This window comes from Heliomicrobium sulfidophilum (assembly GCF_057715735.1).
The window spans coordinates 1,173,201-1,199,280 of sequence record NZ_JBVTZZ010000005.1 but is presented as its reverse complement, the minus strand read 5'-3'; the positions used below and the strand labels follow the sequence as shown (position 1 = coordinate 1,199,280).

Below are 26,080 nucleotides of genomic sequence, written 5' to 3'. Positions count from 1 at the left end.
AAGGAACGGACTTTCGAAACGGAGGAACGACTGGATGAGTTACTTCGACGAAAAGGGTCCTTACCGGGAGAACCCCTCGAATCAAAGCAACAACCCCGGCAGTGCCAACCCCTACGGTCAAGGCTACTACGGCGGAGGCGGCGGCTACCCCTCCGGCCCTTATGGCAAACCGCCCAAACGCCGGCCCGGACTGCTCTCTTACTTTGTGGTGGCCTTGGCCGCCGCCGTCCTGGGCGGCTACCTGTCCCAGTATTTTGCCCCTCATCGGCAGGCGCCCGCGCCGAGCACCCCGCCCCCCTCGGGCTACGCCTTGCCGCCGCAGGTGGCCGATCCGGCCCAGGTGAGCATGGACGGCAGCCGCATCGTCCAGGTCGCCCGCGCCGTCGGTCCGGCTGTCGTCGGCATCTCCAACCGGGTGCGGGTCACCCAATTCTTCCGGGGCAATCGCGTCGAGGAGCAGGGCAGCGGCTCCGGCGTCATCTTTGACAACGCCGGCTACATCGTCACCAACCACCATGTCGTCGCCGGCGCCGCCGAACTGGTCGTCACCCTCACCGACGGCCGGACCGCGCCCGCCACGCTGGTTGGTTCAGACCCGAAGACCGACATGGCCGTCATCAAAATCAACCTGGAAAACCTGCCCGTCGCCAAGTTCGGCGACTCGTCGAAAGTGCAGGTCGGCGAAATGGCCATCGCCATCGGCAACCCCGGCGGCAAGGAGTTTGCCGGTTCGGTGACCCAGGGCGTCGTCTCGGGCCTCAACCGCCAGCTCAACACGCCGGAAGGCTACGCCTTCAACCTGATCCAGACGGACGCCGCCATCAACCCCGGCAACTCGGGCGGCGCTCTCTTGAACGCCAACGGCGAGGTCATCGGCATCAACTCGATCAAGATCGCCGTCACCGGCTTTGAAGGCATGGGCTTTGCCATCCCCTCGAACCAGGTCATGCAGATCGTCAACGAACTGCGCTCCAAAGGCAAGGTCTCCCGGGCCGCCCTCGGTGTGACCCTGATCATGGATGTCGACAAAGAGCTGGCCCAGAAGTACAATTTGATCGTGGACTACGGCGTCGTGGTGAAACCGTCCGCCGGCGGCCCGGCCGCCAAGGCGGGCATGCAGAACAACGACATCATCATCGCCATCAACGACAAGCCGGTCCGCAACCGCATGGAACTGCAGAAGGAACTGTACGGCTACAAGGTGGGCGACACGGTCAATGTGACTGTCGTCCGGGAAGACCAGAAGCCGACCCTCTCCATCACCCTGGGCGAACTGCCGCCGCAGTAAGAAGTGTAGAAGCGAAAAAGGAACTCCGGCCGGATCCCGCCCTTGCGGAAGTCCGGTCCGGAGTTCTTCTTGGAAACACAACGATGATGAAAGGTGGATGCAAGATATGGCACAGGAAAACGGCAACCGGAACACGCATGGCAATGAACAAGACCACGAACAGGGACATGGACAAGCTCCCCAGGACAATCACGGTCATGGCGCCGCTTGTCACGCTCAAGGTTACGATGCAAACGGTCATGGGGCCCATGGTCACGGCCACGCCGATAGCCATGGACAGGACGCCCACGGCCATGATGGGCATGGTCACGATGCGCATGGCCATGATTCCCACGGCCATGACGCCCATGGTCATGGTGCTGCGGCGGAAAAATCGAAACCGTCCTCCTGGGGCTGGGTGCCTTTTTCGCTGATCATCTCAGGCCTGCTCACCTTCGTCCTGACGCCGGTGGTGGCCTATCAGGGCGTTCCCGTGTCGGCCAAGCAGCAACTGCAGCCGGTCCAAGCCCAGACCGTTGCGGAACAGGAAGTCATGACCGCCGTCAAGGATGCCCTGACCAACCGGTTCAAGGCCTTCATGACCGGCGACGCCAAGTTGCTGGAAAAGTCCTTCGGCAAAGAAGGCGTGGCGGACGCCCTCCAGGACGAAAAGATGGTCTTCAATGAGGCTGTCAAGCAGTTCAAAGACGCCAAGCTCACAGGCGACATCAGTGTGGAAGTGGCCCCCTACAAGATCGATGTGGACGGCAGCAAAGCCCACGTCCTCTTCCGCTACATGGTGACGATCGGCAAGGAGCAGCCGATCATGTCCGCCCGCATCTGGGACCTGGCGAAAACGAAAGAAGGCTGGAAAGTCGTCGGCAACAGCGCCTTCATCGACAGCCCGGCCACCGGCAAAGTCGTCAAAGAGGCCAAGGCCTTCCTCACCGATCTGAAATTCAACCACACCCAAGCCCTGCGCGGCCCCTGGGATGAGGCCACCGATCCCTTGAACAAGGTCACCGCCAAGAACATTAAGGCCCTGGCCGGCAAAGGCGGCAGTTGGGAAGTCACCAACGTCACTCTCGGCGACCTGATGACCATGCAGTCTGTCGCCTTCTCGGAAGAAGCCAACTGGGCCCGCGTCATGATCCAGAACAACGAAACGCAGCAGAAGTACGTCCTGATCATGGCCAAAATCCCTGAAGGCAAGGGCGTCATGGCGTCGGATAAGTGGAAAGTGTATGGAATGGTGACGGAGAAGGAATACTTTGCGCAGTAAAGCAAGGTAAGATAGCAGTAAGGCAGATAAGCAGAAAAGAGCTAACTGGCTGACTTAACCGGATAGTCGATAAAAAACTGAAACGATAGTCGGAGCGATACATGCTGAAGCGATATACGTTGAAGCGATATACGTTGAAGCAAATGGAAGAGGGTTAGACGATGCTTCATATCCGCATTGTCGCCGTCGGGAAACTAAAAGAGAAGTACTTGAAAGAAGGCCTCCAGGAGTATACAAAACGCCTGGGGGCCTATTCCCGTTTGGAGATCATCGAAGTACCCGACGAGAAAGTGCCGGACAAGCCTTCCGATACGGAAGCAGAATTGATCAAGAGAAAAGAAGGTGACCGCCTGCTGGCGGCCGCCGGAGATAAGGACTTTATTGGTATTGCCCTCGATCCCCGCGGGGAGATGTGGTCGACAGAGGACCTGGCTGAACAGATGCGGGGATGGGAGTTGTATGGGCCGAACCTGGTGGTGTTCTTTATTGGGGGGACGTTGGGGCTTTCCAAGGAAGTACATGCCGCTTGTAAGGCGAAGTGGTCCTTGTCACGGTTGACCTTTCCCCATCAGTTGGTGCGGTTGATTTTGTTGGAGCAGGTTTATCGGGGGTTTAAGGTGAATCGGGGGGAAACGTATCATCGCTAACGGCGAAAAAATTAGTTTTTATGATGATCAACAACAATAAGAATGGAGAAAGTAAAATTATGAGTGCTTTGCCTAACTGCCCAAAATGTAAGTCCCAATACACTTACGAAGACGGAGATCTCTTGATCTGCCCGGAATGCTCCCATGAGTGGATGATAGAATCGGAAACTGAACTAATCCAAGAAAAAGTTGTCAAAGATGCGAATGGGAATGTACTGCAGGATGGTGATTCGGTTAGTGTAGTTAAAGATCTTAAAGTAAAGGGAAGTTCTTCTGCTCTGAAGATGGGCACGAAGGTTAAGAACATACGGTTAGTTGAGGGTGATCACAATATTGATTGCAACATTGATGGTTTTGGAGCTATGAAGTTAAAATCTGAATTTGTTAAGAAGATATAAAGGAGCTTTGCTGCACTTTGTCTCAAGCGAAGGGTTAACCTACCACCGCTAAGCTGCCATAGGGCCTCAACCTTAGCGTAATGCAGGGTTGAGGCTTCTTCTTTTTGCATAGTGTAGTCACATTAAACCAGGGGGATAAATCACAAAAAGTCATAATTCCAATAATGTGGTATCCGGTTGATGAGCCATTCTCGTGACTAAAACTATTCCCGCATGATAAACTGAAAATCAGGTATGCTATTCATGAAGAATAAACTAAGTACAGAATGAGGTTCATGTCATGGACAATAGAAGCGTTGCATCCTACGGTCTTGGCGAAGAAATCGTAAAAGCCTTGAAAAGCATTGGATTTGAGACCCTGACAGAAGTACAGCAACAGGCGATTCCTTTGATTCTTAACGATAAGGATATTATCGTGAAATCCCAGACAGGCAGTGGAAAGACAGCAGCGTTTGCAATTCCTCTTTGCGAAAAGATGGAGATAGAGCAAAAAAACCCCCAGGTGTTGGTTTTGACGCCCACCAGAGAATTGGCCGTTCAGATCAAGCAGGATATCGCCAATATAGGGAGATTCAAAAAGATCCGGTGCGCAGCCGTATATGGCAAGCATCCCATAGAATTTCAAAAAAGAGAGTTAAAACAGCGGGTCCACGCCATCGTAGGTACACCCGGCAGAACCTATGATCATATCGAAAGAAAAAATTTTATTCTGGATGAGATCCGGTATCTGGTGATTGATGAAGCGGATAAGATGCTGGATATGGGATTTATCGAACAAATTGAAGCCATTATAAAAATGTTGCCCCCAAATCGGGTGACTCTGTTATTCTCCGCTACAATGCCGGAAAAAATCGTTGCCATATGTGATCAATACATGCGCAACCCTGAAAAAATCGAGGTAAAATCGGACAATCCCACTACCGATAAAATCGCGCAGTATTATTATGAAGTAGACGAAGAAAACAAGGGTAGTCTTTTGAATAAGATTATCTACACCCAAAGACCGGAAAGTTGTATTGTTTTTTGTAATACCCGGGAGCAGGTAGATGCAGTACTTAGAAAAATGAAGCATGAAGGCTATCTCTGCAGTAGCCTGCATGGAGGGATGGAACAGAGAGAGCGATTGATGACCATTCAAAAGTTCAAAAGAGGCGAATTCAGATTCCTTATTGCTACCGACGTGGTGGCACGAGGTATTCACATTGACGATATTGCCCTCATCATCAATTATGATGTTCCGATGGAATGTGAAAGCTATATTCATCGTATAGGTAGGACAGGCCGGGCAGGGAATGAAGGCACCGCCCTCACTTTCGTAACGCCCCGCGAGCATAGGTTATTATCGGAGATAGAAGAATATGTACAGTATAAGATACCGAAGCGGGAACTGCCGACCATGGAAGAAGTGGAAAGCGGGAAGCGGATTTTTGAGAAAAGCAGGAATGTAAAACCAAAACGGAAACAGGATGTAAGTGAATATCTCAATAAAGAGATCACAAGAGTCCGGATCAATGCCGGAAAAAAGACGAAAATGAGACCGGGAGATATCATGGGTGCACTAACCAGTATTAGCGGTGTAGGTGCAGGGGATGTGGGGATTATCGATGTCCAGGACACTTGTTCATATGTTGAGATTCTCGGGGGGAAGGGGAAACTGGTTTTGGAAGCACTACCAACCACAAAGATGAAAGGGAAGCTGCAAAGTATCAGGGAAGTAGGTCATCCCAGTCTATAGCTCCCACCGTACAGGCGGTTCTTGTCTCTTTAGGTTATGGATTCTAGATTTTCAAATCATATTAACCCGCGAAAGACGGAGTTTGTACACTTGAATACAGTGTCTTTGACTTTGCTTCAACCTATTCAAGCTGGTTGAACTCGGTTTCAACACCCCTCCCCGGGGTGTTTTAACTTTTTTAGTGAAAATAGGATCCATTTAAAGGAGTAGATGATTTTTTGTCGAATCATCTTCCTCAAAAGGAATGTAGGGGGATGTCCGATGGATCACGTCACCACTTCGGATACCGTGGATGTGCTTTAGGTAGGAGGAATGCCGATCTTCGCGGAGTACTGTCGAGAACTCGGGATCCGCGAAATCGTTAACGATATGCTCCGGTGGGACAAAGAGCAGTGGTCCGCCACGCCAGGGGACTTGATGGTGGCCATGCTGGTCAATCTGATGGCGTCCCGGACGCCCCTGTACTTGATTCGCAAGTTTTACGAAAACACGGATTTGGATTTGATCTTCGGGCCGGGCGCGCTTTCGCTGGACGCCTTGCATGATCGGCACTTTGGTCTCTTGCTGGATCGGATGTACGAGGCGAATCCGCAGCATGTTTTTGATATGGTGTCCTCTGTCTCCGTGGTCCGCCACGGCATTGATCTGCGCCATCTCCACTCTGATACAACGTCCCAAAGCGTGTACGGGGCCTATGAGGGCGAAGGGGAATTGTCGATTACCTATGGCTACAGCAAAGATGGGCGACCCGATCTCAAGCAGTTCCTCTATGGGCTGGTCGTCGCAGAAGGAGTACCCGTGGCGGGGAAATGATGAACGGGAACCAATCCGACAAGACCTGGAACCGTGATGTGATTGACGAATTGGCCGGCCTCGTCGCGCACCATGTGAGCCAAAAGGTCATGTATATCGCCGATTCTGCGCTGGTGACCTTGGAGAACCTGAAGCGTCTGCATGATGTTCAGATGCTCTTTGTCACGCGCCTTCCGGGAACGTATCAACTGACCAAAGCCTTGAAGCATGCGGCAGAGCAGGCAAACGATTGGACGAATGTCGGCGCCATCTCCGACAAGCCCGATGCCGCCACGTATCGTTTATGGGAAACGACCGACGAACTGGATGGCCGGACCTATCGCTTCTTTGTCATCCATTCCAGTTCTCTCGCTGGCCAAAAGGCGGGCATGCTGGAGCGTCAGGCGAAGCGAGAAAAAGAAGCGCTGGCAAAAGCGGCGGCAAAGCTGCAAAAACACTTCTACGCCTGTGAAGCGGACGCGCAGGCCGCGCGGGCTGAGTTCCTGTCTGCCTATGCCGCGGCATTGCATTCGCTCTCGGCGGAGGTGGTGGCGATTCAGCAAGAAAAAACAACCCGTGGACGTGGCCGCCGTCCGGCCGGATTCGTGCCGGAATATGAGACCAAGTGGCAGGTCTGTGTCAGTGTAGGTGACATTGACAAGGCGCGACTGGACGCCGCGCAGCGAAGAGAAGAGACCTTTATCCTTATGACCAATGACACAACGGAAGATGCCGTGGAGATCCTTCGCCGGTATAAAGGGCAAATCACTGTCGAAAACCGATTCCGCTGGCTCAAAGATCCCGCCGTGGTGGATCAGATCTGGCTGAAAACACCGAATCGCATCATGGCCCTCGGCTATGTGTTTCTCATTGGCTTGTTGATCTACAGCTTACTAGAACGCAGGCTTCGCCAAAACATGGCCCGGGAGACGAAGCCGATTCGCCTACCCGGAAACCGCTTATCCAAATCACCCACAGCGGCATCGTTTATGCAGTTGTTCTCCGATGTAGTTATCCTGATCAACCAGCAAACGGATGGCACCGTTCGTCGTGTCATGCCTCGACGATTTGACACTCCGGAACTGCGACGCGCAGCCGCTCTAGCCGGGATTGAATTTGCCCGTTTTACGCTTCCGCCGGAAGCTCAACATTGCATTTCTAAACTATAGCAGCGATTGAACTTAAATTAAATTCGTTAGCGGAGCACTTTGGGGGCGTCGAAAATGGGTTACAAGTAAATTTAAACGGCCTTAGTCCAGTAGAATTTAAGAACAAGGCCGTTCAGCTATTTTTACTAATGTCTACTTGACGGGGTGCGGTACGACTAAGTGAAAGCTTGCATGACTGGTCTTTTTTTGCGTCATCTTAAACTTTTGAGAGGAATTTGACCAAAACGCTTAATTTTTAGAATAAAGTATGTTAGTATGTATACAAACATACTTTATGGGGGTGGGAGCAAGTGAAAAAGAGGCAAAAAACCGCATTTGGTGAATACTTGGTAAGCGAGATTAAGCTGGCACAAATGTCGCAGGCAGAATTCTATAATTCGGTTGGAATCAAGAAGCCTTACTTTTATGACATTCTCACTGCTGCTCCGCCTCCGCTTGATCTCCAAAACCGGATGCTTGCGGTGCTAGAGGAAAAGACAGATATTGATCCTTCCCGGCGAAGCAAACTTTATGATTTAGCAGCGCAAGGAAGAAGTGAGATTCCTGTGGACATTGGCGAATTAATTAAATCCAATCCGGACAAGTGGGACTATGTTCGTACGGTGCTAAACCAACTGCTCGCAGCGCAAAGCTAAGGAGATGTTACTATGGCCGCGATTCACGATTTGATTATGCAGATTCAGGACCCTACTCTCCGCGCCAAAATCGAGCAGGAGGTTGAGAAGCTAAGCAAGCAGAAGAAATTCGGACTAGTATTTGAGGAGCATCTGCCGGAATGTACGCCCCTTTACGATGTGCCCGTTCAAAAAGGCGGCACGGTTGCCATTAAAACCGGCAAAGTGAGCGAAACCTATATAGTGCTGAAAATCAATGGCGAAACTGCGACCTGCTTGCCGAAGGGTGACGGTGACGCAGTGGAACTCCCTGTTGCCGAGTTAGTCACAGTGGCAGAATTCGGCGAGCCGATTTATCCCTATCTTAAACCTCTAGACACGGTCTGCAATGCCCCTGACAGCGACCTGTGGCATACGCTGATTGAGGCAGACAACTACCATGCCTTGCAGTTATTGGAATATCTTTATGTCGGGAGAGTAGATTGCATTTATATAGATCCGCCTTATAACACTGGCGCGAAAGATTGGAAATACAATAACGATTATGTGGACAGCACGGATGCATACCGACATAGCAAATGGCTATCTATGATGCAAAAGCGACTAAAGATTGCGAAAAAACTACTGAATCCGCTGAATCCGAAAGAATCGGTGCTGATTGTTACGATTGACGAAAAGGAATACTTACACCTTGGATGCTTGCTTGAAGAATTATTTCCATATGCCAAAATACAAATGGTAAGTATCACCGTTAATCCTTCGGGTGCGAAGAGGGATAACCTTTTTTCTAGAGCAGATGAATATGCCTACTTCGTTTTGATTGGCGATGCGCATGTGATTCATCCGAAGGGCGTAGGTGATGAGCAAGAGGTTCGTTGGTGGTATCTAAGAAGAACGGACTTTTCTTCCAGGAGAGGAACCGTCAAAGGTGGATCTGCGCAATTTTACCCGATATACGTTGATGACACCACAAAGAAAATCGTAAAAATCGGATCGCCATTAACGCCGGAACAATCCATTAAAAGCGCTCCTTCGATAAAAGGGACGACTGCAGTTTTTCCAATTCGTGAAGATGGCGTTGAGATGAACTGGGGTTTGACTGGTGATTCACTTAAAACTTTAATTGATGATGGTGTGGTAAGAGTAACTGAGGGGAGCGAAAACCAACCATACGTCTTTCGTTATTTGAGCGCGAATTATAAAGACAAAATCCATGAGGGTCGTTGGGCTTTACGTGGATTGCGTCCAGATGGGACTAAAATTGTGGTTGAGGTGGAGGGGAAAGTTACCCGTGCCACAACTGTTTGGCAAAATAAACTTCATGATGCTGGTCAATATGGAACTGCTCTCCTTGGATCTTTCATAGGGACTGGAAAGTTTAGTTTCCCCAAATCCTTGTATGCGGTTCGGGATACACTTAGATATTTTGTCGCCAATAAAAAGGAGGCACTCATTGTTGACTTTTTTGCAGGGTCTGGGACAACACTTCATGCGGTTAATTTGCTTAACGCAGAAGATGGAGGACGAAGACGTTGTATCATGGTCACAAACAATGAGGTCTCTGCGGATGAAGCAACTACTCTTTCTGAACAAGGCTTTAAGCCCGGAGATCCGGAGTGGGACAACCTTGGAATAGCTCGCTATGTTACATGGCCACGTACAGTTTGTAGTATCAAGGGGCGTGACATAACCGGTGCACCTCTTGAGGGCGACTATGGAGTACTTATCGAAGATTATGTCTTGAACGAGGAAGACACTGTTGTATCAAAATCAACTGGAAAGCCTACTTCCAAAAAAATCTACGTTAAGAAGAAAGTGCAAAAAGTTCCGAAACTGGCTGAAATCCAAAAGGCCAGTGGTTTTAAAACAAACGCCGTTTTCTTCAAACTTGGTTTCCTGGACAAAACCTCTGTTGCCCTCGGTAGACAATTCAAGGAGATGCTACCTGCGCTATGGATGAAGGCCGGCGCACATGGCCCCTGCCCCAGCGCAGACGACGAAATCGTTCCCATCATGCTGGTGATGCCGGAAAACAAATTTGCCATCCTGACAGAGGAAGCCGCTTTCCCGGAGTTTGAAGCAGCCGTCAATGCCCGACCAGAGATCGAGACCGTTTATATCGTCACCGACTATGAGGCAGGCTACTGTGCCATGGCAAAGAATCTGCGGGCATCAAATATATACCAGCTTTATCGGGACTATCTAGATAACTTCAGAATCAACACGGGGAGGAATTGACCATGAAAGTCGAATTATTTTCGTTTCAGAAAAAGGCAGTTGCCGACCTGCGTAAGAAAGTGGCGGAGGCGCTGGGCAGTTATCATCGCACCCATACGTCACAGGTGGTCTCGCTTCAGGCACCCACCGGCGCCGGTAAGACCATCATTATGGCTGCGCTGGTGGAGGATATCTATTACGGCACGGACCAGTATGCGGAGCAGCCAGAGGCCATCTTTGTCTGGTTGTCGGACTCCCCTGCCCTGAATGACCAGTCAAAGCAGAAGTTTGATCTGAAGTCCGACAAGATTCGTTTCAACCAGTGCGTCACCATTGAGGACGAGTCCTTTGATATGGAGATGCTGGAGGATGGGCATATCTTTTTCCTAAACACACAGAAGCTCAGCGCCACAGGAAATCTTGGTAAACATTCCGATTCTCGGCAGTACACCATATGGGAAACCCTTGAGAATACAGTCCGGGAGAAATCCGACAGGCTTTATTTCATCATCGACGAAGCCCACCGTGGTATGCAGGGACGAGAAGCTGGCAAAGCGACGTCCATCATGCAGCGGTTTCTAAAGGGCAGCAAACCTCACGGCCTGTCCCCCATGCCTGTGGTCATCGGCATCAGCGCCACGGCAGCTCGGTTCAATACGCTGGTGGGGAACACAACATCGACCCTACAGAAATGCATTGTAACATCCAATGAAGTCCGCGCATCCGGTCTGTTGAAGGACAGAATCGTCATCACATACCCAGACGACCCGGAAAAGAACAGCGAAATGGCCGTACTACAGGCCGCCACAGACGAATGGAAAAAGAAATGTGATCATTGGTATCAGTATTCCTATGAGCAGCATTACGCACAGGTAAATCCGATCTTTGTGATCCAGGTTCGCGCAGGTAGTGGCAAAAAAATTTCCGATACAAACCTGGATGACGTGCTGGCAAAAATCGAAGAACGGCTCGGCACACGGCTCAAAGAGCACGAGGTGGTACATACCTTCGGCTCTACCTCTACAATTTCGGTCAACGGCCTGCTGGTGCATCATGTGGACCCATCAGAGATTACAGATGACAAGCGCATTCGAATCGTACTATTTAAGGAGAATCTTTCTACTGGCTGGGATTGTCCCCGTGCGGAGGCTATGATATCTTTCCGCCCTGCAAATGACGAGACTTATATCGCACAGCTTCTCGGCAGAATGGTGCGAACTCCGCTGCAGTGTCATATCCTTGTGGATGATTATTTGAATGATGTGCGGCTGTTTCTGCCGTACTTCAACAAGGATACCGTTGAAAAGGTCATTAAGGATTTCCGTGATGCCGAAGGCGGCGACATTCCCATCGATGTCGAGGGCGAATCCCTGGAGCAGCCAATTTATGTACCGTGGACGGTGCGTACTATCAGGAGAAGGGAGGAAACGCCAATACCTGGGCAGATGGAGATTGCCATATCGCACGAGGCAGCATCGACGGAACAACCGGCCCAGAATACAGCCGAAACAACTGCAGGACCGCAGGCTGTCTCATGGCCGATGCAGCTACAGGCAGAGCCAACGCTCTCGGTGCCAGAAAGTCCAACGGCAACGGAGCCTGTCCCGAACCCCGTTGTTCAGATTACGATTCCCGGCTTCTATTTGGACAGGGAGGCAATCACTAAATTCATCAATGAACAGGGATTGCTGACCTATCAGGTGCGCTCTGTTAAAATCAACAGCTATCTGAAATCCCTGTTAAGTCTGACCGCGCTGCTTACGCAGACCAACATCCATGCCGGAGCCAATGACGAAATCAAAAACGACGTGTCGGATATGATTCGCAACTATGTTGAACAGCTGCGCAACACGGGAAAATATGACGAGCTTGCCGAACAGGTACTTTCATTCAAATTGTCTGTCCGCATCTTCGATGTGTTCGGAGAGGCGCTGGACAACGGGATTGTACACGACTTGTTTAACGCATCTGAAGGTGACCTTGACCGGCAGCTACGGGTAGCAGATGCGAAGCTAGGCAATTATGGTTTCCCGAATATTTATGGACGGAAGTATTTTGACCCTAACGACCCTGCCGCTTTTAAGGTGGATTGCATATTGTTTGCAGCGGACGATGACTGTATCGCAACCTTGAACCGATATGCTGAAAAGAAGTTCCACAGCCTGAACGACCAGTATCGCAAATATGTAGTCAACAAGTCCGAAAAGTGCAAAAAGCAGTACAGCGATATTATTGCGGATGGCGATGTGGTCAGTAAGCACAATTTTGCCCTCCCAGAGACCATCAGTGTCCGAATGGAAAGCGGAGGCAAAGAATATGAAAACCATTTGTTTGCAGATAAAGACGGCATTGCCACAATCAAGCTGAACGGCTGGGAAGAAGGCGTCCTGGCTGAGGAAACGCAGCAAGCGGATTTTGTGTGTTGGCTACGTAACCCACCCAGAGAAAAATGGTCGTTGTGTATTCCCTACGAGATTGGTGGCGAAATCAAAGCGACCTATCCCGACTTTCTGATTGTCAGAGCAGATCCGGCATTGAATTATGTGATCGACATTCTTGAGCCCCATAATCCTGATTTCAAAGATAATCTAGGTAAGGCTAAGGGATTTGCAAAGTATGCAGAAGCGGAGCCAAGAATCGGCAGAATTCAGTTGATTCGTACCGGCAAGGATCTCACAGGCAAAACCAGATTCAAGAGACTGGATCTTTCCAAAGGGCTTGTCCGTGAAAAAGTGCTGCATGCTATCTCCAACGATGAACTGGATCAGATTTTCGATGCTTACGAATTCTTCATGTAACAAGGTCCCGACAGGTGGTATAGATCCGTCTGTCGGGACTTTGTTACTTAATTGCTAAAACTTCGCCTCTAGCTGGATATCCGCGACGTATTCTGGTGCTGTGCCCCAGTGTCAGATATGTTAAGTACAGTCGAGGAGCTATACTACGGCAACATCAATCCCAGTGATCGCAGCATTAGGAGAGGCAGTGAATACGTACAACTACTGAAGCTACTCAATCAGAACAGGGACAACCTGATTACAACACTGACAGAAGCGCAGAAAGAGACCTTCGAAAAGTTTAGAGACTGCGCATCGGAGTCGATGGCATTAATGAAATCATGGCGTTCGCACTACTTAGCCGTGTTAAAGCATTTAAGTCCCATCCCATAATAAGTTAAACTAATAACTGCGGTGGGTATAGGAAATAACAAGGAAGCGGTATTCAGAAGAGTTCAAAGAACAGGCTGTGCGAGAAGCGTAGGAATGCGGAAATATTGTTCATGGTGCCCGTCGCCATGAAATTCATGTGAACATGCTCTATCGTTGGATGCAGCAGTCAAAACATAAATCATGGCAAGAAGCCCCAAAAGATGCTAAAAGAATATCCGCCTATGTTCCTTCCCAAGAAGAATTTATTCAACTTGAGTCTGAAAACGGCCGATTAAAAAAATACTGGGCGAAAAAGTCCCGATCTTCGAGGAGTAGGCGTTTTGGCAGTGGTTTACTTTTCGCGGTTATGCTCAAGCAAAAAGCTCAAATTTGCATTGCTTAGCCATAGGTACGTATAAATTCATTGGTGAAACTTTAGGGGACTTTGAAAACGGGTATAAGGCATGCCTGCCAAATTCGTCCGAGTGCTTTTTCTCCGGGCGTACGCCCATATTCTTTCAGTCTCCTTAATAGTGAATAAAACCAATATTTAGAACTGCATCTCTGAGCGTGAATATGTTATTTTTTGCAACAAGTAATACAGTCCACATTATGTTTTCAGATAAACTATATTTATGGCTTTACCCGGCCCAATCCAAGCTAATGTCAGCAGCATCAACACGAATACCGCTCCGCAATAAGCCGCATAAGCTTGTACAAATGTATTAAGCAGATAACCGAGAAACGGCCCGGTTGCTGCGCCGAAATCAATGGCAATCGAATAAGCGGTCAGCACGAGGAGTTTCGAGGAAGTTGAGGCTGCGTCTGAAGCGATCGCATCCGTAATCGTGGTTAGTGCGGTCGCTGCCAGTTGGATACCGATGACAATCAGCAGCCACGGTATGATCGGGACATCAAGAGGGAGTAGGGCAAATATACAACTCGTTAGCAACAGTGATACGATGAGCACCATTCTTCGGCCATAACGCCCATCCGATATTTTCCCAACCCACGGAGCTAACCAGGGCTCCCAGCCCCACCGTATGGCTTGTAGAATTCCTGTGAGGGATGCAGCCCAAGGGTAAAACCAGCAATATTGATGATGGCGGAATTACGCACTTGCACCAGATAACTCAGGGTTGCCGTGAACATGCCTTGAAAGATCATGGCCACCAGCATTCCAGTGAGTAAGGCCCGAAGGATGATTCGATTTTTCCACAGCACCGATTTGTTCGTAGTCTTTTCCTCTCTGCTTGTTTGCTTTTCCGTGGAAGTGGGAACCCAGAGCAGAGCGGCCGGAATGGACAATAACGTGATCGCGCCAAAGAGTAAGGCTGTCAAGGATAAACCGAAACAGTCGGCAACAAACCCGCCAGCGAGCATGCCGACGAGACTGCCCAAGCGATATAATCCGTTGAACATCCCCATGCAATGGCCTTGGTTCGAATCCGTGGAACAATCGACAATGACTACATAGGGGCCCAATCGTAGGAAGGTCCATGCGAAGCCCCAGACGCACCGGATCAGAAGCAAAGGGAGAAAGCCTTTTACAAGCCCATAGGATAATTTCGTAGCAAACGCCAACGCAGCGGCGAGAAGCACCCCTTGTCGGGTGCTGATTTTTTTGTATAGCCAACCGACAAATGGATTCAAGGGCAATCGGCTCAAGCGATTGACGGATAAGAGAACGCCGACTTCCCATAAGGAGCTAAGCCCAGCCTCTTGCCAATGGGTCGGGAGGACAATGTATAACATGAGTTGCCGATCAGGCAAACGGCGGTCAGCAGGGCGATGACGATGATCGGTTTCATTTCGGAATCAACGAGGTGGATAGGCCATCCGCTCCTTTCCCGCCAAGCGTAATCTATCGAATCGCGCCATGTAAAACGCATAACTTCGTGATACAATATCGAAAAGTTCTATATTTGAAGGGGCAACACATGGACGCATTGGGCATCGAGGCATTCCTGGCGATTATCCGAACGCGAAGCCTGACCAAGGCAGCGGAACTGCTTCATCTGTCACAATCGACGGTAAGTTATCTTTTGTAGGGTTTAGAGCGAGAATTGAGCGCAACGCTGATCGAACGTAGGAAAGGCGTACCGACGATCAGCTTGACCCCTTTTGGAGAAAGCTTTGTTTCCTTAGCCGAACGGTGGAATCTGCTAAAAAGAGAAATTACCCTGTTACAGTCCACAGGCCCGCAGATTCGCCTTACGATCGGCGCAGCAGACAGTTTGAATGTGTATGTATTGCCACCGCTTTATCAGATCTTCAGCCAACAATGCCCCTCCATTCGTTGATTTGTACGCAACATACGATGGAATCCTACGAAAGTATGGAGCGCAAAGAAATTGATGTGGCCTTTGTAAAGATTGAGAGGGTGGCACCCGGCATCGTCGTTGAGCCCTTATATTTGGACGAGATGGTGGTCGTTCGGCTCCGAGGAGAAGAAAGAACATCGGCGGATATTGTTTCACCGCTCGAATTAAACGGCCAACAGCAGATTTATTTCGACTGGGGGCCATCCTACCAAATGTGGCACGACCGGTGGTGGGATGCCAGCAGCCCGTCTTGCATACAAGTCGATGCAGCCGCGCTGATCTTTTCGCTGATGTGGGATGCGCGCCAATGGGCGATTGTTCCCAGAACGATCGCAAACGCATGTGCTCAGAAGGATGTATTTGTCGTTCAGAGGCTTTCCGATCCGCCGCCGCCGAGGGTGTGTTATCAACTAACGCCGAAAAACCCTGATCCTGTCAAAAGCATCGGCCATAGATAGGCTAAATCGGTTTGTTCATATGATTTTCGAGGAAGCAAAATCTTGTGAATAAAAAGTTCGTCGTCCGAGTAGTGCCGTTCTTTGAGGGTTTCCTCACCAACAACACGCGGCATAGGCGTTGACGAATGGGGAGGGCGGATGGCACACTAATAAGTGTATATACACAAATATGCCAAGCCGGAAGGGCGATACTCATCATGACGCCGATTCGAAACATCTATCCTCACCCCCCGAGCCTGTGTAACTGCATGAACGTCCGCCGGGCTGCTCGGGCAGTCACCCAGTTCTATGATGAGGTTTTAAAGCCGAGCGATCTCACGGTGGCTCAGATGGCGCTTCTGCGAAATCTGGATCAACAAAAACCGGTGACCATGAGCGAACTGGCCAAAACGATGCGGATTGACCGCACCACTTTAAACCGCAATATGAAACCGTTGGCGGATGCCGGACTCATCTCCGTCAACCCCGGCAAAGACTCGCGCACCCGAGTGGTCACGCTCACCGCAACAGGGAAGGAGGCGCTCGGGAAGGCGTGGGCGCTATGGGAGGAGGCGCAAGCGTCGATCAAAGAATACATGGGGGAAGAGGAGCTTGCTACGCTGACAGAACTGCTGTCAAAGTTAGAGGCCCTTGCTCCGTGAAGAAAAAAGGAGAGGATCACCATGAAATCATTGTTTGATCCAACGACACTGGCGGGCATGCAACTGAAAAATCGCTTCATCCGGTCGGCCACGTACGATGGCGTCGCCGGCGAAAGCGGGCACATGACCGACGCGCTCCTTCAGATTTATGAAAATCTGGCGAAAGGCGGGGTCGGCGCCATGATCACGGGGCTTGCCTATGTCAGCGACCTGGAACAGCCGATGTCGGGACAAATGGGCATCTATGACGATTCATTTATCGATGACTATCAACCGCTTACGGAAACGGTCCACCGGTACGATGCGAAGATCATCCTGCAAATCGCTTGCATGGGGTCTCAGACTTTGCCTGCCCAAGGCAAGGTCATGTGGGGGCCGAGCGCTGTGGAAGATCTGTTCTATAAGACGACTCCACAGGAGATGAGCATCGAAGACATTCGACTCGCCCAAACAGCCTTTGCCGATGCGGCGCTCCGGGCAAAACAGGCGGGTTTTGACGGCGTCCAACTCCATGGCGCCCACGGCTATCTGCTCAGTAAATTCCTGACGCCCTATTACAACCGCAGGACCGACGGCTACGGCGGCGACATCGAGAACAGGGCCAGGATGCTCATTGAGACGTATCAGGCCATTCGAAAGAAGGTTGGCCCCGAGTACCCGATTCTCATCAAAATCAACTGTGACGATTTTATGGACCAAGGGATGACCTTTTCGGAATGCCGGTATGTCTGCAACAGGCTGGCCGAATTGGGGATCGACGCCATCGAAATCAGCGGAGGTCTGGGTTCATCGCGGCCGAATGAGGGGGCCGTGAGGACGATCACGGCAGAACAAGAATCATACTTTCGGCACTACGCGGCGCAAGTCGCCCAAGAAGTCGATGTTCCGGTGATTCTGGTGGGAGGCAACCGAAATGCTGCCGCGCTGACGGATCTGATCAATCAAACCGCCATCGAATACATATCCCTTTGCCGGCCGCTGATCCGGGAAAACAACCTGGTGAACCGTTGGCAGAGCGGTGATGTGACAAGCCCACAATGCATTTCTTGCAACAAATGCTTCCGTCGCGGGGGAACGGTCTGCGTGTTTCATCGGAAGAAGAAAGGCCTATCGTGACGATCTCGATAAAGCGCGAAAGCGCTTCACGCAGGGGGGATTCCCGATGGTGTTGATCACGGTCCAACCAGAAAGATGTACGAACTGTGGCATTTGCGCCAAAGAGTGTCCCACATTTGTTCTCTCTATGGGACAAACAGGCCCGGAAGCCGTGGCGCCGCAAGCGTGCATTCGTTGTGGCCACTGTGTGGCCGTCTGTCCGAACGAAGCCCTGGACCATGCGAAGACACCCCTCGCCGGCCAGATAGACGCCACCCCTTTTTCGAAGATCAGCGCAGCGGAAGCGGAGCGTTTTCTCCGGTCACGCCGTTCGATCCGCAATTATCTCCAAAAGCCGGTGCCGCGTGAAGATCTCATCAAGCTGGTCGACATCGCTCGCTTTGCGCCCACCGCCATGAACCGGCAAGGCCTATCCTATGTGATTGTCGACGATAGGGAGATCCTGCAAGAGGCGGTGGAATGCGTCGTCAAATGGTTGGAAGCCGATGCGTCGCTGCGCCAAAGAGCCGCCGGATATATCAAATCCTATCGCGAAGCAGGCATCGATGCGATCCTGCGCGGCGCGCCGGTTTTGATTCTGACGACCGCGAACAGCGATCATCCGAGGGGCCGGGAGAATTCGCTTTTTTCCCTGGCCTATCTCGAACTCTACGCGCCCACGCTCGGCTTAGGGACCTGTTGGGCCGGTGTCTTCGAGTCCTGCGCGCTCAGCGATGATTCTCCGCTGTTGGAGTTGTTCCGTATTCCGAAAGGCAAGAAGATCACCGGCGCGGTGATGGCAGGGTATCCGAAATACCGCTATCACAGGCTCGTAGACCGAGACCCCTTGGATGTTACCTTCTATACGCATGAAGGATAAGCGATCATCTGGGGTAATTCGGTAAACTTTCCTGATTGGCAGAAGCGGCGTTCAGCTTCTTATCCGCGACATCATTCATACTGTTTCGAGGTGATTGCATCATGGAGGAAAAGGTCGTCTCCCTGGAAGAGGCGCAAACCCAGGTGCGAAAAATGGCCGACATGATGGCGGCGCTCTACCTGCATATAGGCAAGGAGATTATCGCGGCGGTCGGAGAAGAGCAGGGCGAGGAGATCCTTCGCCGGGCCGTATGAATTACGGACAGGAGCGGGGCAGGCAGCACCGGGAAACAGTGTTGGCCCTCGGCGTTGCCGATGAACCGGCTAGTTACACCAAAGCGCCTGATCTGCCCGCTTTCGGCTGGGCAGTAGAAAAGTTATCGCAAACCGATCCGTCCCACATCCGGGTGAACTACTGTCCCTTCGCCGCCCATTGGAAGCGCAAGGGCGCCGAGAAGCTCGGCCGGATCTATTGTTCGGTCGATCAGGCCAAATACAGCGCCTTTCACGAGAACAGCGATTACGTCCATCTGAAAAATACGCTCGATGGCGATGACTGCTGCGAGATGATTTGCAGGACGAAAGTAAAGCCGTAAATTTCGAAGCTCCAGATACAGAAGCAGGCACAGTACCTTCCCGAAGGCCATCACCCCGGGCAAAACAATCACACCGTGATACAACTAGCACACGTGAAGCAAATGACATGTTTGTTAATTGTTCAAATTACTGCAAATTGAAGTCAAACAAGAACCCGATAAACAGGGTTTTGCGACCGCAAAAGAGAAATAGTGATGCCATAAGGCTGGTGCAGCCGGTTCATGCGCAACACGATGTAGACAGCAAGCACAGGCGCTCTGTGCGGGAGCAAGCATGAGAAAAGCAGCGGAAGCATCCGGAGTTTGGCAGCAACAACGGTCGCAATTTGGCGTATATATGATCGCACTGCTGGCGATCGTAATCGCATGCGTCCTTAGTTTGCTCATGCCTGCTTGTGCCCCGGCGGCAGCATCCCCCCCAACATTGCATCCAGAATCGCCCCATCGCTGGCAGGTCATCGCAGCCGTCATCATCGTTGCCCTGCAAACCCTGCTCTCCAACCAGATGCAGCGAAGACAGGCGGAAGCCGACATGCTCCGGATGAACGCCGAGTTGGAAGCCAGAGTGGCTGAACGGACTCGCGATCTGGAACGGGCCAATCGGGAGTTGCGCTTTGCCAAAGACGCCCAGGAGATGCTCAACGGCATTCTCCGCAAGATGAACGAAGAACTGGACCGCAATGCGCGAACCGATATGCTCACCGGCCTGGTCAACCGGCGCGATATGACCGAAAAGATGCATGTGGAACTGGACAAGTACCGCCGGACAGGCCGAGGTTTCTCCCTGATCATCGGCGACATCGACCATTTTAAGCAGATCAACGACGGATACGGCCACAACGCCGGCGACATGTTGTTGCGCGCCGTGGCCGAACAACTCCGCCACGTGGTGCGGCCCGATGACACTGTCGCCCGGTGGGGCGGCGAAGAGTTTTTGTGCCTGTTGCCCGAGACGGATCTCGCGGGTGCGATGGCGGTGGCCGAACGCATGCGCGCCGCCGTGGCGGACCATGAATTTCGCTGGAGCGGCTGTCCCGTCTCCATGAGCATTACCTTTGGCGTCTCCTTCGCTGGTCACGCTGACAGCATCGATGATGTCCTGCACAGGGCCGATCAGGCGCTGTACAGGGGGAAACAGAGCGGGCGCAACCGGGTGTTCGTTGCCGGATAAACGAAACATTCTCGGTAGTCTCTTTTTTATAGTGCTTATAAGGGCCTCAACCTTGTATTTAGGTTGAGGCTTTAGAATTATATTAAGCAATATCTTTGAAGATCATACCAATTTTGACGGAATAAAACAGAAAAAGTATTGGAGATTTGGGAGATTTGGATTGTTGTCATTAGAAAACAGATTTGCTAAAATATAAACGTAAAATATCCTATTTTAAGATGTTAGCTATTACGCTATTCTCATAAGAAACTTCTTAAGGGCGTTAAAATTACGGGAGGCATTATGTTGCATAGGCATGTCGAAGAAGAACTAGTAGACATTATTAGAGTAGTTGTTGAGGGACTTCAAGAAAAGGGTTACGACACAATATCGAATAGTATGAACCGCTGCATTAGGCAATACAAAGATAGCATAGCGGAAATGGAAAATGTAAATTCACGTGATATTAAATTGCGCTTTAATATGAAAGGTATTGGTGAGGACTTTAGTAATCCGATAAAACGGTTGGTTACTGATACGTTAGTTATATTATATTATGGTTTTGTGGAGCCATTTAAAATGGCTATTGAAGTCAGCAACTTTTTTAACCGCAATATGGGGATTTCAGAACAAAGAATAGTTTTCTCAGGACAAGAGACCTATATTGATGTGGAAGAGATGAGTTTACAGGACTTTCGAAACGCCTATTCATTCAGTGAACAGGTCAGGAAAGTACTTGAAAAAATTTATTTTATAGCTAAAGAAAATGGTTTGTTAGTAGAAGAAAGCTTGTTAAGGGGTGTAGTCAGTGATAAATGATTTGAGGAGGGAAGTTGTTAACTTACTTAATTGCATTCCGAACTCTCCGAATAGATGGTTTGCGAATGAAAGTGAGGATAATTTATACGAAGCATATATTTTTACACTTGTTGCGGATGCGCTGATCACAGATGGCTGGACAGTTACTCATAAGAATATAAGGGGGCAGGTAAACCCACCTCGGTTTGTATTTAGATGTTCTCCCGGCAAAATATGGTCAACGCATCGAGATTACAGTTATTTACTGTTTGCTTATGAAGAAAGAAAATATGAGCTTCATGTTGGAATTGAAGTCGTCGGAGTATCCGGTGTAAATCATGAAGCAGATGTAACGCTGGTTGAACAAGAAGAAGCGGAAAGAGTAAGAAGAAAGCCGCAGGGCAGTAATGTTAATTCGGCTAAAGCTCCACTCATCATAGAGTGTAAATGTTATAACAGTTTACTCGGAAAAAATATCGGCAGGCAGTTTTTGGGTCTTGTTAAGGATTTACGAAATCCCATAAAGTCAATGAGACTTATGGCTACAAACCTAGCGGATAGAGGTTCGGTTCCAACGATGATTAGGCAACATGGATTTATATTTTGCGGAAATTTATCACCCGCAGCTCGTCAAGCACGACTTCAAAATTTTAGAGGCTTTATCACTGAGTTTTCTAGTAATGTCATATAGCGTATCGGTTATCAATGGATTTTCTTTTGTATCAACGAAAGGGGGCGCCTTGTTCAGGCGGTCTCCTTTTTTATGTAGAACATGTTTTGTTGTTTTATCAAAAACGAAGTATAATAAATATACAATAAACTGGTTGTTGCGCAAGTGGCTTCGGAGGTGAGCGACGGGATTGATTTTAGAGACTTTAGATTTAGAAGCCTTCCTGGCTCCTTCTGAAATAATCGATTATAATAATGCAACTGTCCAAGAGACGGCTAAACACGTTATATCTGGGAGTCCCTTTGAAATTGAACGCATTCGTGCGCTTTATCACTTCGTCCGAGACGAGCTCGCCCACTCGGCCGACATCAGCGGACAGGTCGTTACCTGCAAGGCCTCGGAAGTGCTTGAATAACCGGCATCAAACATCTAACGGAGGCTGTGAACGTGAGTCAGATATTGACGCGAGAGATCGCCTACAAGGCGTTACATGACTTTTTTCAACAAAAAAAGCCCTTGGTGCTGTTCGGAACGGGAACGTCTTGCGCGATTCATCTTGATTTCGGTATGGGGGCGTTAAATAAGCATCTTTCCCTTGAGATCCCCAAACTGCCATTAAATGATGAACAGAAGGCGCAATGGGATGCCGTGCAGGCGCAATTAAAGGCAAATTCTGACCTGGAATCTGCGATGAACAAGATACAGGACAAACAATTACGTCGCTGGATAACCGACAGCACCGCCTGTTTTGTCGGGCGTTTGGACCGGGAGTTCGGCCCCAAGATACTCTCCGGAGAAAAAGAGTGGCCGGCTGCCCGGTTGATAAAACGCATGGTGAACGGTCTGCCGGGTGCGGATCCAGTTTTGCATGTGGCGACTACGAATTATGACTTGCTCGCGGAATGCGCCTTGACAAAAGAAGCCATCCCTTATACCGCCGGTTTTTGCGGGGGGCTCTGCCCGCAATTGGACTGGAAGCAGGCGGAGCAGTGCATGAAGTATCCGGAACGTAGAAAAATCGGTCGAAGCTACAGAACGACGTGGATGGATAAAAAGCATATCCGGCTGTACAAGGTGCATGGCTCCTTAAACACCTTCAACATCGATGATGCAATCGTCCAAAATAACGCCTGGACCTATGAGACTTCTCCGCCCTTCGATCGGGTCATGATCACGCCAGGCTCAGAAAAATACGAGGAATTGCACCAACTGCGCAATACGCTGCTCGGCGAATATGACAGGGCCGTTGAAAATCACAATGCCTTTCTCTTTATTGGGTTTGGATTTAATGACAACCAACTGACGAACGCGGAGCTCCAACGGAAGTTAAAAGCGCAACAAAGCGCCGGTGTCATCATCACGCGTGGCAGTAATGACCGGATAGAAGACCTTTTGAATGAGTGCGAAAACCTCTGGCTGGTATGCAAGCATCCTGACGAGACGAACCAAGGCGCACGCATCTCCAACCGGCGTTACGAACGGGACCTGTTGATTGATGATACACCGCTGTGGGATGCAAGCTGTTTTACGAAAGAAATTTTAGGAGGGTGATGGGACGTGTTCACCTTTGATCTGTCCCACCTGCTTGGCAGGGTTCGTGAAGTGGATACCCGCAAGGTGATCGTCCATGTCAACAATGAAGAGGACCTGCGAAAAGCCCATGTAGGCCAGTTGGCTGCCTTGCGTCTGGCAGGCGCGGCCGAGACGTGGTTGATCGGAATGATTGACAGGGTCGTAAAGTCGATTGCCCGACTGGAACCCTCCAAGGATAAGGCGACGGAGGGCGCTGGCGATTATGCTGACGAACGGGAAGAGATGGTGGAAAATACCGTCCGCGTTGTCTTGGTTGGCACTGTGAGATGGGCGCCCGAACAGGGCCGGCATACCTTCTCTCGCTCATTGACAAAAGTCCCGGAGATCGACGCCGAGTGTAATGTGCTAGCGGACAGGCAGTTAGAGAACTTTATGCGATTGCTTTCCGCAGCAGGGGAGCAGGAGCATTCATTGGCTTTTGGCAAGTATACGCTCGATGAAAGGGCAACCGCCTATGTGGATGGCAATAAGCTGTTTCAACGGCATGCTGCGCTGCTGGGAAGCACCGGTTCGGGAAAGTCCTGGAGCGCGGCCGCGCTGATGGAACAGGCGGCAAGACTACCGTCGGCTAATCTGATTGTCTTTGATCTGCACGGTGAGTATCGTGAGTTGAGTTATGCGAGTCATCTGCGGATACCTGGACCGGAGGATCTTGGCCAAGTCTCCGATGAATTGCTCTATTTGCCGTACTGGCTGCTCAATGCGGAAGAGATGCAAGCCATGTTTGTGGATCGATCGGAATTTAGCGCCCACAATCAAGTGATGGCGTTCCAAGATGCGGTGATAGACCAGAAAAAGGCTACGTTGGCTGCCCTCGATAAGCAGGAAGTGTTAGCAGCGTTTACTTTGGATAGTCCGATCCCTTTTTCCCTCGATCAGGTTGTCGCTCAACTGAGAGATGAGAATGAGAAAATGGAACAAGGCGCCCGTGGCCTGAAACAAGGAACGTTTTTTGGGCAGTTTAGCCGGTTGTTGACAAGGATTCGGAGTAAGCGAAGCGATAAGCGGTACGGCTTCTTGTTCCAGGCACCTGAATCAGAGAACGAGTACGAGGCAATGGCACGGACGATGGAAAAGTTGATGTCCCATAAACCACCGGGCTCCCCGGTGAAGGTGATCGACTTTTCCGATGTGCCTTCCGACATTTTACCGGTGATCATCGGTCTTGTCGCCCGGATCATCTATCAGGTTCAGTTCTGGACAGACTATGCGCATAGGCGTCCGTTGGCTTTGGTCTGTGATGAAGCCCATCTCTATCTCCCGAGAAAAGATGGGCAAAACCCAGTGGAACGACGGGCCATCGAGACATTCGAAAGAATCGCCAAGGAAGGCCGGAAGTACGGCGTCGCCTTGCTCATCGTCAGCCAGCGGCCTTCTGACGTGAGTCCTACCGTGTTGAGCCAGTGCAATAATGTCATTTCCTTGCGTCTTACCAATGCCGAGGACCAGATGACGGTGAAAAAACTGATGCCGGAAAGCCTGGAAAGTTTACTTGATGTCCTCCCCATTTTGGACACCGGTGAGGCTCTTGTCGTCGGAGACGCTGTGTTGTTGCCGAGCCGGATCAGAATTAACATACCGGAAGAAAAACCACGAAGCGCAACGATCGACTTCTGGACGGAGTGGCAGCAAGAGACCGATAACCTTGACTTCCTGAGAATTGTGGAGAATATCCGCCGTCAAAGGAGGCGCTAACAGGAAAGAAACATGATGGCATAAACCCAGCCCATCAAGTGTCACTTTCGCGACATTTGATGGGTTTTTGGTTTTCAGGTGATTTTGAGTTGTATAACCGAAATGGTCGTGCTAATATTTGAACGACGAATAAAAATAGACGATGTTCGAATATGTGCGAAAGGCAAATTGTTCAATTGCGAGTTCAAGGATGTGATGAACTTGACCCCCAACGAGTCAGTCACCCCAGGGCGGATGGAACGAAAAAAGGAAGAGACGAAAAAGAAGATCATCGCCGTAACCCTGCGGCTGATCAAGCAGCAGGGCTATGACGGGACGACAATGGAGCAGATCGCCCGAGAGGTCGATATCGCCAAAGGCACCCTCTATAATTACTTCCCGGTAAAGGAAGCGATCATCGACGAACACATCAAGCGGACTTTTCGCGATAAAAACGACGAGCGGGTGCAGCGCTTGCGGGAACTGCCCGACACGCGAACCCGCATGACCGTGATCTTTCATGAACTGATCGAAGGCGTGTCGGCGAACAAAGAGTTTTTCGAAAAGTACATCGTCTACCGGATGCGGAACATGGTCTCCTTCAAGCAGAACGACAGTGAGAAAAGCGGCTTTTTCCTGGTGGCTATGGAGATCATTCAATTGGGACAGCGGGAGGGCGAGATCCGGGACGACCTGCCTCTATACGTGCTCGGCGATCTCCTGGAGTTTGCCTTTGTCGAAGTCGTGAAACAGTGCTACCTGGAGCCGGAGAACTTTTCCGCCGATAAGGGCATCGCGCGGTGCGTCGATCTGTTCATCAAGGGAGTAAGAGCCTAGAAAAACGTCATCAGCCATACCGTAGTGTAACGACAACGGTGGCTGTTGGGGTAAGAAAACCTCTCACACCAACGCGTCAAAGAAGAACGAGTCCA

The 26,080-nt window shown here is 50.4% G+C and carries 27 protein-coding genes; 25 read left to right on the top strand and 2 right to left on the bottom strand.

The window, feature by feature from the left end; genetic code table 11:
* Positions 1-34: 34 nt before the first annotated feature.
* The 12 genes from AC0CW1_RS11360 (at position 35) to AC0CW1_RS11305 (ending at position 13,673) form a co-directional block, all read left to right on the top strand.
* Positions 35-1,288: a S1C family serine protease gene (locus AC0CW1_RS11360; protein WP_488183159.1), complete on the top strand. Its 1,254-nt coding sequence runs from the start codon at positions 35-37 to the stop codon at positions 1,286-1,288.
* Positions 1,289-1,394: 106 nt separating this feature from the next.
* Complete coding sequence (locus tag AC0CW1_RS11355; protein ID WP_488183158.1) at positions 1,395-2,549, top strand: hypothetical protein; 1,155 nt, start codon at positions 1,395-1,397, stop codon at positions 2,547-2,549.
* A gap of 161 nt (positions 2,550-2,710) precedes the next feature.
* Positions 2,711-3,196, top strand: coding sequence for a 23S rRNA (pseudouridine(1915)-N(3))-methyltransferase RlmH (gene rlmH / locus AC0CW1_RS11350; protein ID WP_488183157.1), 486 nt, complete (start codon positions 2,711-2,713; stop codon positions 3,194-3,196).
* Positions 3,197-3,255: 59 nt separating this feature from the next.
* Complete coding sequence (locus AC0CW1_RS11345) at positions 3,256-3,594, top strand: zinc ribbon domain-containing protein YjdM (RefSeq protein WP_488183156.1); 339 nt, start codon at positions 3,256-3,258, stop codon at positions 3,592-3,594.
* 280 nt (positions 3,595-3,874) lie between these two features.
* Positions 3,875-5,329 (top strand): DEAD/DEAH box helicase, encoded by a 1,455-nt coding sequence (locus tag AC0CW1_RS11340; protein WP_488183155.1) that lies wholly within the window; start codon positions 3,875-3,877, stop codon positions 5,327-5,329.
* Positions 5,330-5,641: 312 nt separating this feature from the next.
* Complete coding sequence (locus AC0CW1_RS11335) at positions 5,642-6,142, top strand: DUF4277 domain-containing protein (protein ID WP_488183154.1); 501 nt, start codon at positions 5,642-5,644, stop codon at positions 6,140-6,142.
* Entirely contained in the window at positions 6,142-7,290 is a 1,149-nt protein-coding gene (locus AC0CW1_RS11330) for an IS1634 family transposase (RefSeq protein ID WP_488183153.1), read from the top strand. Before AC0CW1_RS11335 ends, AC0CW1_RS11330 begins: the two co-directional genes overlap by 1 nt.
* A 290-nt stretch (positions 7,291-7,580) precedes the next feature.
* A complete protein-coding gene (locus AC0CW1_RS11325; RefSeq protein WP_488183152.1) occupies positions 7,581-7,925 on the top strand; it encodes a hypothetical protein in 345 nt (114 codons plus the stop codon).
* A 12-nt stretch (positions 7,926-7,937) separates the two neighbouring features.
* Entirely contained in the window at positions 7,938-10,142 is a 2,205-nt protein-coding gene (locus AC0CW1_RS11320; protein WP_488183151.1) for a site-specific DNA-methyltransferase, read from the top strand.
* Between the two features lie 2 nt (positions 10,143-10,144).
* Entirely contained in the window at positions 10,145-12,919 is a 2,775-nt protein-coding gene (locus tag AC0CW1_RS11315; RefSeq protein WP_488183150.1) for a DEAD/DEAH box helicase, read from the top strand.
* A gap of 117 nt (positions 12,920-13,036) precedes the next feature.
* Positions 13,037-13,291 carry a DUF6809 family protein gene (locus tag AC0CW1_RS11310; RefSeq protein ID WP_488184144.1) on the top strand — a complete coding sequence of 85 codons (255 nt, stop codon included), beginning with the start codon at positions 13,037-13,039 and terminating at the stop codon, positions 13,289-13,291.
* A 103-nt stretch (positions 13,292-13,394) separates the two neighbouring features.
* Positions 13,395-13,673, top strand: coding sequence for a transposase (locus AC0CW1_RS11305; protein WP_488184143.1), 279 nt, complete (start codon positions 13,395-13,397; stop codon positions 13,671-13,673).
* Between the two features lie 207 nt (positions 13,674-13,880).
* Here the strand turns inward: AC0CW1_RS11305 and AC0CW1_RS11300 are convergent, their stop codons facing one another.
* On the bottom strand, positions 13,881-14,243 hold the full coding sequence (locus tag AC0CW1_RS11300) for a hypothetical protein (RefSeq protein WP_488183149.1): 363 nt from the start codon (positions 14,241-14,243) through the stop codon (positions 13,881-13,883).
* Between the two features lie 44 nt (positions 14,244-14,287).
* Positions 14,288-15,025 (bottom strand): MFS transporter, encoded by a 738-nt coding sequence (locus tag AC0CW1_RS11295; RefSeq protein ID WP_488183148.1) that lies wholly within the window; start codon positions 15,023-15,025, stop codon positions 14,288-14,290.
* A 185-nt stretch (positions 15,026-15,210) separates the two neighbouring features.
* Here AC0CW1_RS11295 and AC0CW1_RS11290 point away from each other — a divergent pair, with 185 nt between their 5' ends.
* From AC0CW1_RS11290 to AC0CW1_RS11230, 13 genes are all read left to right on the top strand, one after another.
* Positions 15,211-15,321 (top strand): helix-turn-helix domain-containing protein, encoded by a 111-nt coding sequence (locus tag AC0CW1_RS11290; RefSeq protein WP_488183147.1) that lies wholly within the window; start codon positions 15,211-15,213, stop codon positions 15,319-15,321.
* 233 nt (positions 15,322-15,554) lie between these two features.
* Complete coding sequence (locus AC0CW1_RS11285; protein WP_488183146.1) at positions 15,555-16,052, top strand: LysR substrate-binding domain-containing protein; 498 nt, start codon at positions 15,555-15,557, stop codon at positions 16,050-16,052.
* A 197-nt stretch (positions 16,053-16,249) separates the two neighbouring features.
* Entirely contained in the window at positions 16,250-16,693 is a 444-nt protein-coding gene (locus AC0CW1_RS11280; RefSeq protein WP_488183145.1) for a MarR family winged helix-turn-helix transcriptional regulator, read from the top strand.
* 21 nt (positions 16,694-16,714) lie between these two features.
* Positions 16,715-17,809, top strand: coding sequence for an NADH:flavin oxidoreductase (locus AC0CW1_RS11275; RefSeq protein WP_488183144.1), 1,095 nt, complete (start codon positions 16,715-16,717; stop codon positions 17,807-17,809).
* 46 nt (positions 17,810-17,855) lie between these two features.
* Positions 17,856-18,668, top strand: coding sequence for a nitroreductase family protein (locus AC0CW1_RS11270; RefSeq protein WP_488183143.1), 813 nt, complete (start codon positions 17,856-17,858; stop codon positions 18,666-18,668).
* A gap of 101 nt (positions 18,669-18,769) precedes the next feature.
* Positions 18,770-18,922 carry a hypothetical protein gene (locus AC0CW1_RS11265; RefSeq protein ID WP_488183142.1) on the top strand — a complete coding sequence of 51 codons (153 nt, stop codon included), beginning with the start codon at positions 18,770-18,772 and terminating at the stop codon, positions 18,920-18,922.
* The gene (locus AC0CW1_RS11260; protein ID WP_488183141.1) at positions 18,919-19,263 is read left to right on the top strand and encodes an L-2-amino-thiazoline-4-carboxylic acid hydrolase; all 345 of its coding nucleotides are present in this window, start codon (positions 18,919-18,921) and stop codon (positions 19,261-19,263) included. The genes AC0CW1_RS11265 and AC0CW1_RS11260 overlap by 4 nt, the downstream gene beginning before the upstream one ends.
* Positions 19,264-19,687: 424 nt before the next feature.
* On the top strand, positions 19,688-20,434 hold the full coding sequence (locus AC0CW1_RS11255) for a GGDEF domain-containing protein (RefSeq protein WP_488183140.1): 747 nt from the start codon (positions 19,688-19,690) through the stop codon (positions 20,432-20,434).
* 285 nt (positions 20,435-20,719) lie between these two features.
* Positions 20,720-21,232 carry a hypothetical protein gene (locus tag AC0CW1_RS11250; protein ID WP_488183139.1) on the top strand — a complete coding sequence of 171 codons (513 nt, stop codon included), beginning with the start codon at positions 20,720-20,722 and terminating at the stop codon, positions 21,230-21,232.
* Positions 21,222-21,902 carry a hypothetical protein gene (locus AC0CW1_RS11245; RefSeq protein WP_488183138.1) on the top strand — a complete coding sequence of 227 codons (681 nt, stop codon included), beginning with the start codon at positions 21,222-21,224 and terminating at the stop codon, positions 21,900-21,902. Before AC0CW1_RS11250 ends, AC0CW1_RS11245 begins: the two co-directional genes overlap by 11 nt.
* Positions 21,903-22,328: 426 nt before the next feature.
* The gene (locus tag AC0CW1_RS11240; RefSeq protein WP_488183137.1) at positions 22,329-23,432 is read left to right on the top strand and encodes an SIR2 family protein; all 1,104 of its coding nucleotides are present in this window, start codon (positions 22,329-22,331) and stop codon (positions 23,430-23,432) included.
* Between the two features lie 6 nt (positions 23,433-23,438).
* Positions 23,439-25,169, top strand: coding sequence for an ATP-binding protein (locus AC0CW1_RS11235; protein WP_488183136.1), 1,731 nt, complete (start codon positions 23,439-23,441; stop codon positions 25,167-25,169).
* A 201-nt stretch (positions 25,170-25,370) separates the two neighbouring features.
* Positions 25,371-25,985 carry a TetR/AcrR family transcriptional regulator gene (locus AC0CW1_RS11230; protein WP_488183135.1) on the top strand — a complete coding sequence of 205 codons (615 nt, stop codon included), beginning with the start codon at positions 25,371-25,373 and terminating at the stop codon, positions 25,983-25,985.
* Positions 25,986-26,080: the final 95 nt, after the last annotated feature.